This is a genomic window from Burkholderia sp. PU8-34, assembly GCF_053427725.1.
The window spans coordinates 12,232-24,964 of the sequence record NZ_JBSAXC010000016.1 but is presented as its reverse complement, the minus strand read 5'-3'; the positions used below and the strand labels follow the sequence as shown (position 1 = coordinate 24,964).

Sequence of the window (12,733 nt, the reverse complement as noted above, 5' to 3'; positions counted from 1 at the left end):
CGTGAGGGCGCTTCGCGCGCCCTCGCGCAAGCCTCGCTCACACATTCTCCATGCAGGGCACGGTGGCGCTTCGCGCCGACCGTGCCCCTTTTTTTGGGGCCGCCTTTTCGCCTTTTTCTCCCCGTTTCCGTCGGGCGCGCCGCGCGCTGCGGCAACCGGCCCACCCCCGCGCACCGTCCGTCCGGCGGGCGATCCGGCCGATCCGCCGGTTTCCGGTGCACGCCGGCGCTTGACCTCGGCCGACCGACTCGCTAGCGTTTCGGGTTCGCCCGCCGCGGCGCCCGACCTCCGGGCGCGGCGCGGCCGGGCCCAGGATGGAAAAGGACGATGCAGAAACTCGATGCGGCGAGCCCGCAGGCGATGTCGACGGATTTCACCGCCGACAACGTCGCGCGCCTGAAGGCGCTGTTCCCCGAACTCGTGACCGAGGGCCCTGACGGCGCATCGGTCGACGTCGACGCGCTGAAGGCGCTGGTCGGCGATCGCACGGTCGGCGACGCCGACGAACGATATGGCTTCCACTGGCACGGCAAGCGCCGTGCGCGGCAGGCCGCGCTCACGCCGTCGACCGGCACGCTGCGGCCCTGCCCGGCCGACAGCGTCGCGTGGGACGACACGCGCCACCTCGTGATCGAGGGCGACAACCTCGACGTGATGAAGCTGCTGCACAAGAGCTATGCGGGCAAGGTCAAGCTGGTCTACATCGACCCGCCGTACAACACCGGCAGCGATTTCGTCTATCCGGACGACTTCAGCGACAGCCTGCGCCACTACCTCGCGGTCACGGGCCAGACGGACGGCGGCGTGAAGCGCAGCACCAACACCGAGGCGAACGGCCGGTTCCACACCGACTGGCTGAACATGATGTACCCGCGCCTGAAGCTCGCGCACGCGCTGCTGTCCGACGCCGGCGTGATCGCCGTGCACATCGACGAGCACGAGGTGCATGCGCTCGTGCTGATGCTGCGCGAGATCTTCGGCGAGGAGAACGAGCTCGGCGTCGCCGTGTGGGACAAGCGCAACCCGAAGGGCGACGCGCGCGGCGTCGCGTACCAGCACGAATCGCTCGTGCTGTTCGCGCGCAACGCGGAAGCGCTGCACGAGGCGACGCCGCTCAAGCGGCCGAAGCGCAACGCGCAGCGGATGCTCGACGCCGCGTACGACGCGATGCGCCGCAGCGGCACCCCCGCCGACGCTGCGCAAACGTACCGCGCGTGGGTCAAGGCGCAAACCAACCTGTCCGGCGGCGAAGTGATGTACGACCGGCTGTCGGAAAGCGGGCGCGTGTACCGCCTCGTGTCGATGGCGTGGCCGAACAAGAAGAAGGCACCGGACGAATATTTCGTGCCGCTCGTCCACCCCGTCACCGGCAAGCCGTGCGCGATGCCCGAGCGCGGCTGGCGCAATCCGCCCGCGACGATGCAGGCGCTGCTCGAGCGCGGGCTGATCGAGTTCGGCACGGACGAGACCACGCAGCCGCAGCGGATCTACTACCTCGACGAGAACATGTACGAGAACGTGCCGTCGGTGCTGCCGTTCGCCGGCTCCGACGACGCGCTGCTGAAGGCGCTCGGCGTGCCGTTCGAGCAGCCGAAGCCGGTGGATTTCGCGGCGGCGGTGATCGGCTGGTGCACGCGCGGCGACGACATCGTCGTCGACTGCTTCGCGGGCTCCGGCTCGACCGGCCACGCGGTGATGCAGCTGAACGCGACCGACGGCGGCGCGCGCCGCTACGTGCTCGTGCAGCTCCCCGAGCCGCTCGACAAACATGACAAGACGCAGCAGGCCGCGGCCGAGTTCTGCGCGAAGCTGAAGAAGCCCGCGACGCTCGCCGAGGTGACGAAGGAGCGCCTGCGCCGCGCTGCGCAGCAGGTCGCGCGCGACTATCCGGAAAGCTATGGCGATCTGGGTTTTCGCGTGTACCGGCTCGACACGACCAACGTGATCGAGTGGGACCCGCGCCGCAACGACTTCGACCACGCGTTGTTCGCATCCGTCGAGCATGTGAAGACGGGCCGCACCGACGACGACCTGCTCGCCGAGCTGACGCTGAAGCTCGGCCTCGACCTGTGCACGCCGGTCACGCATCACGCGATCGCCGGCAAGACGGTGCACCTGATCGGCCAGACGATCGTCGCGTGCTTCGACGCGCGCGTGTCGCGCGACGACGCCGAGCCGCTCGCCGACGGGATCGTCGCGCTGCTGGACGCGCACGGCGCGACGCGCGACGTCACGTGCCTGTTCCGCGACAGCGGCTTCGTCGACGACGTCGCGAAGCTCAATCTCGCCGCACTGCTCGAGCAGCACGGCGTGAAGCGCGTGCGGAGCCTGTGATGCGGCTGCATTTCGAAGCGGACCTCGACTACCAGCACGACGCGATCGACGCCGTCTGCGACCTGTTTCGCGGCCAGGAAGCGTGCCAGGGCGACTTCAGCGTGCTCGCGAACGCGGCGCCCGGCACGTCGGCGAGCGCGCAGGCGGCGCTCGGCTTCGCGCTGTCGGAACGCGGCGTCGGCAACCACATGTCGATCACCGACGACGCGCTCGCGCGCAACCTCGCCGACGTGCAGCTGCGCGGCGGGCTGCCGCCGTCCGGCGATCCGGCCTCGCGCGACTTCACGGTCGAGATGGAGACTGGCACCGGCAAGACTTACGTGTACCTGCGCACGATCTTCGAGCTGAATCGCCGTTACGGCTTCACGAAGTTCGTGATCGTCGTGCCGTCGGTCGCGATCAAGGAAGGCGTGCACAAGACGCTCCTGATCACCGAGGATCACTTCCGCGGGCTGTATGCGGGTGTGCCGTACGACTACTTCCTGTACGACTCCGCGAAGCTCGGCCAGGTGCGCCACTTCGCGGCGAGCGCGGCGATCCAGATCATGGTGATGACGGTTGCCGCGATCAACAAGAAGGACATCAACAACCTCTACAAGGACAGCGAGAAGACCGGCGGCGAGAAGCCGATCGACCTGATCCGCGCGACCCGGCCGATCGTGATCGTCGACGAGCCGCAGAGCGTCGACGGCGGCCTCGAGGGGCGCGGCCGCGAGGCGCTCGCCGCGATGGACCCGCTGTGCACGCTGCGCTACTCGGCGACGCACGTCGACCGGCACCACATGGTGTACCGGCTCGATGCCGTCGACGCGTACGAGCGCAAGCTCGTCAAGCAGATCGAGATCGCGTCGGCCATCGTCGAGGATGCGCACAACAAGCCGTACGTGCGGCTCGTCGGCGTGTCGAACCGGCGCGGCGCGATTGCCGCACGCGTCGAGCTCGATGTCGCGATGGCGACCGGCGTGAAGCGCCAGATCGTGTCCGTGACCGACGGCGATGACCTCGAGCGCGTGACGAAGCGCGACCTGTATGCGGGGCTGCGGATCGGCGAGGTGCATGCGGCGAAAGGCGCCGAATACATCGAGCTGCGCAATGCCGAAGGCGAGTCGTTCCTGTCGCTCGGCGAAGCGTACGGCGACATCGACACGCTCGCCGTGCAGCGCGAGATGATCCGCCGCACGATCCGCGAGCATCTCGACAAGGAGCTGCGGCTGTCCGAGCGCGGCGTGAAGGTGCTGTCGCTGTTCTTCGTCGATTCGGTCGAACGCTATCGGAAATACGACGCGAACGGCGCGCCCGTGAAAGGCGACTACGCGCGGATCTTCGAAGAGGAATATGCGCGTGCGGCACGCGTGCCCGCGTATCGCGCACTGTTCGACGGCGTCGACATCGCGCGCGAAGTGGAAGCCGCGCACAACGGCTACTTCTCGATCGACCGCAAGGGCGGCTGGACCGACACGAGCGAGAGCAGCGCCGCGAGCCGCGAGAACGCGGAACGCGCATACGGGCTCATCATGCGCGAGAAGGAAGCGCTGCTGTCGTTCGACACGCCGCTGAAGTTCATCTTCTCGCACTCGGCGCTGAAGGAAGGCTGGGACAACCCGAACGTGTTCCAGATCTGCACGCTGCGCGACATCCAGACCGAACGCGAGCGCCGCCAGACGCTCGGCCGCGGGCTGCGGCTCGCCGTCGACCAGGACGGCGAACGGGTGCGCGATCCGGGCGTCAACACGCTCACCGTGATCGCGACCGAGCGCTACGAGAGCTTCGCGGAGAACCTGCAGAAGGAAATCGAGGCCGATACGGGCATCCGCTTCGGCATCGTCGGCGAACACCAGTTCGCGGCGCTTCCGGTGCAGGAAGGCGACGGGCCCGCGCATGCGCTCGGCATCGAGCTGTCGCGCGTGCTGTGGACACACCTGCACGAATGCGGCTATATCGACGCGCAGGGCAAGGTGCTCGACCGGCTGAAGGATGCGCTGCGGCAAAGCGCGCTCGTGCTGCCGGGCGCGTTCGAGACGCTGCGTTCGGCGATCGTCGCGACGCTGCGCAAGCTGTCGGGCCGCTTCGCGGTGCGCAACGCGGACGAACGCCGCGAGATCGCGCTGCGCCGCGACGCGTCGGGCAAGGCAGTCGTGCTCGGCAACGAGTTCCGTGCGCTGTGGGACCGCATCAAGCACCGCACCGTGTATCGCGTGCAGTTCGACAACGCGAAGCTCGTGCAGGACTGCGCGGCCGCGCTGCGCGACGCGCCCGACGTCGCGCGTGCGCGGCTGCAGTGGCGCAAGGCGGAGATCGACATCGGCCAGTCGGGCGTCGAGGCGATCGAGGTCGCGGGCGCCGGCACCGTGCTGATCGACGAAGGCGAGCTGCTGCTGCCCGACCTGCTCACCGAGCTGCAGGACCGCACGCAACTCACGCGCCGCTCGCTCGCGACGATCCTCGCGGACAGCGGCCGGCTCGACGACTTCCGCGTCAATCCGCAGCAGTTCATCGCGCTCGCGGCCGATGCGATCAACCGCTGCAAGCGGTTCGCGCTCGTCGACGGCATCTCGTACCGCACGCTCGGCGACCGGCACGTGCACGCGCTCGAATCGTTCGAGAGCGAGGCGCTGACGGGCTACCTGCGCAACCTGCGGCTGGACGCGCGCAAGGCGATCCACGAGGCGGTGGTCTGCGAGACGGACGCCGAACGCACATTCGCCGACGCGCTCGAGGCGCACGACGACGTGGCGCTGTATGCGAAGCTGCCCGCGTGGTTCAAGGTGGCGACGCCGCTCGGCAGCTATCACCCGGACTGGGCGGTGCTGGCCGGGCAGGACGGCGACGCGCGGTTGTACTTCGTCGTCGATACGCCGGGCGACGCCGACGACGGCCCGCTGCGCGAACACGCACGCGCGAAGCTCGCGTGCGGCGAAGCGCATTTCCGTGCGCTCGCCGATGGCGGCAATGGCGGCGACGGCGTGCGGTATGTGCGCGCGCGCGGCGTCGATGCACTGTTCGGGCGCGCGGTGCAGGCGGTCGACGCGGGCTGACGCGGGTCAGTCGCGGCGCGGGCCGACGCTCGCGCCGTACCGCATACCCCATGCCACCGGGCCGGCGGCGGCGTCCGCCGGCCACGCCTGCCATCGCGTCGTCATGACGCATCGCAACAACGTTGCGCCCCCGTCCTTTCGTTGCTTTTCCGCTGCGCGCCGCGCACATTGTGAGTTGCCTGAAAGCTTGCGGCCGCAAGCGGTTTGACCGGGCGGTTACGCCTCGTTGCAAATTTAAAGGGATGCAACGACTGGCCGGCACTATGCTCCGGGCACCCACACAAGAAACCGAAGGAGGGGTCTCCATGAAAACCCTGTTCAAGGCACTCGCATGCGCGTCCGTCGTGTCGCTTGCGCTCGTCGGCTGCGGCGGCGGCGATGGCGGCGGCAGCCCCAGCACGCAGACCGGCACGCTGCACGTCGCGATGACCGATGCGCCGTCGTGCGGCTTCGATCACGTCTTTGTCACCGTGTCGCAGGTGCGCGTCAACATGAACTCGAACGCCGGCGACAACGACGCCGGCTGGTCGACGATCACGCTGCCGGCGACGCAGAAGATCGACCTGCTGTCGCTCACCAACGGCGCCCTCGCCGATCTCGGCCAGACCGCGCTGCCGGCCGGCCAGTACCAGCAGGTGCGCCTCGTGCTCGCGCAAAACCAGGGCAACACGCTCGCGAACTCGGTCGTGCCGACGGGCGGCAACGAGCAGGCGCTCGCGACGCCCAGCGCGGCGCAAAGCGGGATCAAGATCATCAGCCCGTTCACGGTGCAGCCGAACACGCTCGTCGACCTCGTGCTCGACTTCAACGCGTGCAAGTCGATCGTGCAGCACGGCAACGGCTCGTACGCACTGAAGCCTGTCGTGACCGCCACGCCGACCGTCGTCAGCGGCGCGATTTCCGGCTACGTCGCGCAGGCCGAAGCGGGCGCAACCGTGTACGCCGAACAGAATGGCCAGGTGGTTCGCGGCACCGTGGCCGATGCCAGCGGCAAGTTCGTGCTGTCGCCGCTGATCCAGAGCTCGACGCAGGGCAACTATGACGTCGTGATCGTGCAGAACAACGTCGCGTCGGGCGTCGTCCGCTCGGTGCCGGTGGTCGTGAACACGACCACGGCCGTGTCGACGTCGAACGTGCCGATCGCGCTGCCCGCGTCGACGATGAGCACGGTCAGCGGCACGGTTACGCCGAGCGCGAACGCGCTGGTGCGCGCGCTGCAGCCGATCGGTCCGAACGCCTACGAGATCACGTCCGTGAACGCGAACCTGGACACCGGCTTCTACGCGCTGTCGGTGCCGACGGCCGCGCCGATCGCCGGCACGTATACGGGTTCGCTGCCGGTCGCGCTGGCTGCGGTGCCGGCCTCCGCGGGCCAATACACGATCGAGGCAGACGCCGCGTCGGGCGCCACGCAATCGACGAACGTCAATGCGACGACGAGCCAGACGAACGTCAATTTCACGTTCTGACTAAGGCGAGACGTGTGTTGATGGCTTGACCGGAGAGGGCCGCGTGCGGCCCTCTCCCTTTCGAACGAAAAGAACGGAGAAAACGAAGTGAATAAAGGGGTTATCGCGCTGCTGACCGCAGCCGGACTGCTGAGCGTGCTGAGCGGTTGTGCGGTGTACGTGCCGGGCGCACCGGTCGTGGTCGCGCCGCAAGGCGGGCCGGGCAACGGCTTCTGTCCGCCCGGGCAGGCGAAGAAAGGCAACTGCTGAGCGTTTCGCGCAGCCATGCAGCCATGACAAAGGGCGCCCTCGGGCGCCCTTTTCCTTGGTACTTCGCTGCTGCGCAGCGCGCTTACAGCGTGCGGCTCAACGCGTGGTGCTTCGAGTGGTGCGTCGTATGCGCGGTATGCGTGGTGTGCGCGGTATGGCCGTGCACGTGACCGCGGCCCGGTTGCTCGCCCGCGCGATCGGAGATCGTGTCGGAGCGGTCCGCTGCGCGCGACAGCCCCTTGTCGCGATCGCCGGACTTGAAGCCGTTCGAGTGGGACATCGCTTCGCCGCTCATGTGGCCGCCCGACATGCCGCCGGCGCCACCCATACCACCCATACCGCCCGCGCCATGGCCACCGCCGTTACCGCCACCATTCCCGCCTGCCGCCGCGTGTGCCGAAACCGCGCCGAGCGCGAGGAGTGCCGCTGCGAGCGCAGACAGGAAGCGTCGTTGTTTCATCTTTTGCTCCTTGGAGCGCATTGAGATGATTGAATTGTACGAATGCGCCGAATCGGCGCCATCGCACGTTGTAAATATTCGTAACGGGGCGTCCCGCATCCATTGATCAGATCATTTCGTGCGGCATTCGCGCGCCTGGCGGCCACCGTACCGTGACACCGGCAGTTGAAACGACGCGCGCCCGGCGCGACACTCGCGCTGTATCCCGGCATTGACCCTGCGCCGGCGATGGCCGCGTCCGTCACGCGTGCCGCGCGGCGCACCGGAGGCCCGATGGAGCCGCATACCGCCGTCTCGTCCCGTCCCGCGATTCCGTCCACCGTGTGGGCGCTGGGTTTCGTCAGCCTGCTGATGGACCTGTCGTCGGAACTCGTGCACGCGCTGCTGCCGATCTACCTCGTATCGACGATGGGGATGAGCGTCGCCGCGCTCGGCGTGCTCGAAGGCGCAGCCGAATCGACCGCGCTGATCGTGCGGATCTTCTCCGGCGCGATCAGCGACTGGCTCGGCCGCCGCAAGGTGCTGCTGCTCGCGGGCTACGGGCTCGCCGCGCTCACCAAGCCGCTGTTCCCGCTCGCGCAGGGGCCCGGCCTCGTGATCGTCGCGCGGCTCGTCGACCGCGTCGGCAAGGGCATCCGCGGCGCGCCGCGCGACGCGCTCGTCGCCGACATCGCCCCGGCCGAGATTCGCGGTGCATGCTTTGGGCTGCGCCAGTCGATGGATACCGCGGGCGCAATCGGCGGCCCGCTGCTCGCGATTGCGCTGATGTTCGCGTTCGCGGATCACATCCGCGCGGTGCTGTGGTTCGCGGTGTTGCCGGCGCTCGCGACGTTCGCCGTGCTGCTGTTCGGCGTACGCGAACCGGCGACCGCGCACGCCGGCCGCCCTGGCGTGGGCCGCCCCTTCCGCGCACCGTTCGACCGCCGCGCGCTGCGTGCGTTTTCCGGCGGCTACTGGTTCGTCGTCGCGATCGGCGCGACGTTCACGCTCGCGCGCTTCAGCGAGGCGTTCCTCGTGCTGCGCGCGCAGCAGACCGGAATGGACGTCGCGTGGATTCCGTCGGTGATGGTCGTGATGAGCGGCGCGTATGCGCTGTCCGCGTATCCGGCCGGTGTCGTGTCGGACCGGCTCGACCGCCGCGCGCTGCTCGCGATCGGCATGGCGCTTCTGATCGCCGCCGACCTGCTGCTCGGCACGCACGCCGACGTCGCGACGGTGCTGACGGGCGTGGCCATCTGGGGGCTGCACATGGGGTTCACGCAGGGGATTCTCGCGGCGATGGTCGCCGAGACCGCGCCGGCCGAATGGCGCGGCACCGCGTACGGACTGTTCAATCTCGCGAGCGGCGTCGCGATGCTGCTGGCGAGCGCGATCGCCGGATGGATCTGGCAGCGCTTCGGCGCGCCTGCGATGTTCTTTACGGGTGCGGCGATCGTGATCGTGCCGTTGGCGATGTGTGCGTTTGCGCCGGGACGGGTGCCGCGCTGATCGATTTCACGCGGACAAATGCAGAAAAACGGTCCGCGCCACAGCGGATGACGCGATCCGGGCGGCTGCCGATGACGTGAAACGGGTTGGGAAGGTTCGGCGACGCGGGGGGCGCCGCCGGTGCAGTGCCGCGCCGTAGCGTGGCGTGGCGTAGCACCGGCGGCAGGCACGGCACGCAGCCGTGCGCCCGCTCGCGCGTTTTACTGCGCCGGCTGAACGCCCTGCTGAGCCGCCTTGCGTTGCGCGGCGACTTCCTCGGCGTGCTTCTTCGCCATGTGGTGGCCGACGATGCAGCCGCCGACCGCGCCCACCACCGCATGGTGGCCCGCATAGTGGCCGGCGACGCCGCCCACGACCGCGCCCTTCATGCAGCCCGCCGCGTGCGCGCTGCCGATCGTCGCGAGCGCGACGCCGGCGGCGAGCGCCCATTTCCTCAAGTGTCGAATGGGGATCATGCGATCACCCTCCTCGTTGTCGTGATCCGGCATGCGTGCCGGTTATCGGGTTCAGTCCCAGCGGCCGCGATCGTGCCACTCGCGATCACGCCACTCATGCTCGCGCCATTCATGGCGACGCCACTCGTGCTCGCGCCATTCGCGCGCACGCCAGTCATCATAGCGATAACCGACCGGCGCGTACGTGACGGGCGGCGCATAAGCGACCGGCGGCGCGACATAGACGGGCGCCGGCGCCGCATACACGCCCGGCACGCCGATGCCGACCGCCACGTCGACGTGGGCCGATGCGGCGCCCGACGCCGCGAGCACTGCGATACCGAGAACTGCACCGAGAAGTTTCTTGTTCATCTCCAGACTCCCTGCACATGATGTGCGTCCAGTGAATACGGTTCGGAGTGTAGGCGCGGGGCCCCGACACAGGTGCAACGGGTCTGCGAGACTGGTAACGGGTGTTTACGGATGCCGCAAAGCCCTGCGGGACAAGGAAAAGCGGGGAAAGCGGGAGTCAGGAAAGTGTTGCGAGGAGGTTGCAAGCATGCATGAAGCGGCTGCGCGACACGTATCGCGGCGGGAGCACGTGTCGCGCCGAAGGTCACGCGCGAGTGTCACACTGCCAATCACGCGCAGTCCCGTGCGCCGCCCTGCCCTGGGCACCACGCATCACGCGCGAATGTCGCCCGGGCTGCGCAGCCAGTGCACGCTGAACAGCTGCGCGTCGTCGGTCCACACGGTATCGGGCACGAAGCGCGCGCGCCGCGCGATCGCCTGGAAACCTTCGACGGTGAACTTGTACGAGTTCTCGGTATGGATGCGCTCGCCGGTCTCGAAGCGGAACGTGCGGCCGCCTACGTGGACGGTCTGCGCGCGCGCGCTGACGAGATGCATTTCGATCCGCTGAAGCTGCGGATCGTAGAACGCGCAATGCGTGAACCCGTCGAGATCGAAATCCGCACCGAGCTCGGCGTTCGCGCGCGCAAGCAGGTTCAGGTTGAATTGCGCGGTCACGCGCTGTGCGTCGTTGTATGCGCGATGCAACGTGTCGACATCCTTCACGAGGTCCGCGCCGACCAGCAGCCCCCCGCCCCGCAGCAGCCGCGCGGCGTCGCGCAGGAACGCATCGGCTTCGTCCGGCGAGAAGTTGCCGATCGTCGAGCCGGGAAAGAAACCGATGCGCCGCCGCGGCGATTCCGCCAGCGCGGCAAGCTCGTCGGCCTTCGTGTAGTCGGCGGCGAGCGGCGCGACGTCGAGCCACGGATACGCGGCGCGCAGCCGCGCGGCCGCGTCGTGCAGGTAGTCGGCCGAGATGTCGACCGGCACGTAGCGCGCGGGCGCCTGCTCGGCCGCGAATGCGTCGAGCAGGATGCGGATCTTCTCGAGCGAGCCTGCGCCGAATTCGACGATGTCCGCGTGCGGGCCGACGCGCCGCACGATGTCGGCCGCGTGCGCGCGCAGGATCCCGAGCTCGGTGCGCGTCGGGTAGTACTCCGGCAGCGCGCAGATCCGGTCGAACAGCGCGGAGCCGGCCGCGTCGTAGAAATACTTCGGTGGAATGCTGCGCGGGCGGCGCGACAGCCCGTCGATCAGGTCGCGCTCGAACGCGCTCGGCCGCGGGTCGCGGGCTGCCTGCAGGCCACCGTGCGCGGCCAGGTCAGAGGTCTCTCGCAAGTCGCACTCCCGTGAATTGCCAGCGCGCGGCCGGCGGAAAGAAATTGCGGTACGTCGGCCGCGCGTGCCCGGGCGGTGTCGCGATGCTGCTGCCGCGCAGGACCTGCTGGCCGACCATGAACTTGCCGTTGTACTCGGTCGCGACGCCCGCGAGCGGCCGGAAGCCCGGATACGGCTCGTACGACGAACGCGTCCACTGCCACGCGCAGCCCGTCATCTGCCGGATCCCGTCCGCGCCGTACGCGGCTTCCCATTCGAATTCGGTCGGCAGCCGCGCACCCGCCCATTCCGCATACGCGGCCGCTTCGTAGAAGCTCAAGTGGCGCACCGGTGCATCCGGCGCGAGCGGTTCCGCGCCGTGCAGGCCGAACGCGCGATGCGGCACATCGTGCGACGCGTGCGGTGCCGCCGGCTCGCCGGAGTCAATCCAGTAAGCGGGGCCGCGCCAGCCTTCGCGCTGCACCGTGGCCCAGCCGTCCGACAGCCAGAATTCCGGGCGCGCATAGCCACCGTCGGCGATGAACGCGGCGAACTCCGCGTTGGTCACCAGACGATCCGCGATCTCGTACGGCCGCAGCAGCGCCGCGTGCCGCGGCCGCTCGTTGTCGAACGAGAAGCCGTCGCCGTCGTGCCCGATCTCGACGAGCCCGCCCGGCTGGCGCAGCCAGCGCAGCGCGCCCGCGGCGTGCGTGCCGCCATCGCCCTCGCCGCGGCCATCGCGCGACCGGAACGCCGGCAGCAACGGATTGCATGAGAACGCATGCAGCATGTCGGTGACGATCAGCTCCTGATGCTGCTGCTCATGATGCAGCCCGAGCTCAAGCTCTGGCGCGATCGTGTCAAGCAGCGACGCATCGGCTTGCGCAAGCGCGTGCAGCATCGCGTCGTCGACGTAATGCCGGTACGCGCGCACTTCGTCGAGTGACGGACGCGTCAGCAGCCCGCGTTGCGGGCGTGGATGGCGCGGGCCCAGCGATTCGTAATAGGAGTTGAAGAGGAACTGGAACGCGTCGTCGTACGGCGTATAGCCCGCCACGCGGCACATCAGCACGACCGTCTCGAAGAACCAGGTCGTATGCGCGAGATGCCACTTGACGGGACTCGCGTCGGGCATCGACTGCACGGCCTGGTCCTCGGCGGACAGCGTCGCCGTCAGCTCGACGCTCTGCGCGCGAACGTCCCGGTAGCGGCGTTGAAGCTGGGATGCAAGGAGGCTCATCGATTTACCGTCCACGTCGCGACTAGCTGCGTTGCCGGAAACGAAAGCCCGCGCTCGATGCGCGCGACTGACGTGCGAACTTCGATGCTGCGACGGGCGTGCGGCGCGGCGTCGGCCTGCCGATGCGGCGGCGCTTCGTCTGCCCGTGCAGAGGAGTATGGACCAGAAATGTGAACGTCGTGCGGGCCGATCGGAATGAAACGGCGATGCAAGAAAAATGAAAGAAAAATTTCTTGTGGGGAGGTCACACGCGCGGGGGCTCGCTCGTCATGTCATTGGAACCCACACAAGGAGAGGGAACCATGACGGTTGACGACGCGCTCACCCGGCCGGCCCGCATCCCCGCAAATGCCGAC

The 12,733-nt window shown here is 68.6% G+C and carries 10 protein-coding genes; 5 read left to right on the top strand and 5 right to left on the bottom strand.

Annotated features, from left to right (window positions below; all coding sequences use genetic code 11):
• Positions 1-327: 327 nt before the first annotated feature.
• The 4 genes from ACV22Z_RS28490 to ACV22Z_RS28475 all read left to right on the top strand — a co-directional run bounded on the left by ACV22Z_RS28490 (position 328) and on the right by ACV22Z_RS28475 (position 7,087).
• Positions 328-2,334, top strand: a complete 2,007-nt coding sequence (locus ACV22Z_RS28490; protein WP_448079593.1) for a site-specific DNA-methyltransferase — start codon at positions 328-330, stop codon at positions 2,332-2,334.
• A complete protein-coding gene (locus ACV22Z_RS28485; protein ID WP_448079592.1) occupies positions 2,334-5,369 on the top strand; it encodes a type III restriction-modification system endonuclease in 3,036 nt (1,011 codons plus the stop codon). The genes ACV22Z_RS28490 and ACV22Z_RS28485 overlap by 1 nt, the downstream gene beginning before the upstream one ends.
• A 305-nt stretch (positions 5,370-5,674) precedes the next feature.
• Positions 5,675-6,838 (top strand): DUF4382 domain-containing protein, encoded by a 1,164-nt coding sequence (locus tag ACV22Z_RS28480; protein WP_448079591.1) that lies wholly within the window; start codon positions 5,675-5,677, stop codon positions 6,836-6,838.
• 87 nt (positions 6,839-6,925) lie between these two features.
• The gene (locus tag ACV22Z_RS28475; RefSeq protein ID WP_448079590.1) at positions 6,926-7,087 is read left to right on the top strand and encodes a hypothetical protein; all 162 of its coding nucleotides are present in this window, start codon (positions 6,926-6,928) and stop codon (positions 7,085-7,087) included.
• 82 nt (positions 7,088-7,169) lie between these two features.
• Here the strand turns inward: ACV22Z_RS28475 and ACV22Z_RS28470 are convergent, their stop codons facing one another.
• On the bottom strand, positions 7,170-7,547 hold the full coding sequence (locus ACV22Z_RS28470) for a hypothetical protein (RefSeq protein WP_448079589.1): 378 nt from the start codon (positions 7,545-7,547) through the stop codon (positions 7,170-7,172).
• Between the two features lie 273 nt (positions 7,548-7,820).
• On the opposite strand from ACV22Z_RS28470, the gene ACV22Z_RS28465 reads away from it, so the two are divergent.
• Entirely contained in the window at positions 7,821-9,035 is a 1,215-nt protein-coding gene (locus ACV22Z_RS28465; protein ID WP_448079588.1) for an MFS transporter, read from the top strand.
• 200 nt (positions 9,036-9,235) lie between these two features.
• Here ACV22Z_RS28465 and ACV22Z_RS28460 read toward each other — a convergent pair whose 3' ends face one another.
• The 4 genes from ACV22Z_RS28460 to egtB form a co-directional block, all read right to left on the bottom strand.
• Positions 9,236-9,490 (bottom strand): hypothetical protein, encoded by a 255-nt coding sequence (locus ACV22Z_RS28460; protein WP_448079587.1) that lies wholly within the window; start codon positions 9,488-9,490, stop codon positions 9,236-9,238.
• Between the two features lie 51 nt (positions 9,491-9,541).
• Positions 9,542-9,841 (bottom strand): hypothetical protein, encoded by a 300-nt coding sequence (locus ACV22Z_RS28455; RefSeq protein WP_448079586.1) that lies wholly within the window; start codon positions 9,839-9,841, stop codon positions 9,542-9,544.
• A 312-nt stretch (positions 9,842-10,153) separates the two neighbouring features.
• Positions 10,154-11,158 carry an L-histidine N(alpha)-methyltransferase gene (gene egtD / locus ACV22Z_RS28450; RefSeq protein ID WP_448079585.1) on the bottom strand — a complete coding sequence of 335 codons (1,005 nt, stop codon included), beginning with the start codon at positions 11,156-11,158 and terminating at the stop codon, positions 10,154-10,156.
• Positions 11,142-12,377: an ergothioneine biosynthesis protein EgtB gene (gene egtB, locus ACV22Z_RS28445; protein WP_448079584.1), complete on the bottom strand. Its 1,236-nt coding sequence runs from the start codon at positions 12,375-12,377 to the stop codon at positions 11,142-11,144. The genes egtD and egtB overlap by 17 nt, the downstream gene beginning before the upstream one ends.
• Positions 12,378-12,733: the final 356 nt, after the last annotated feature.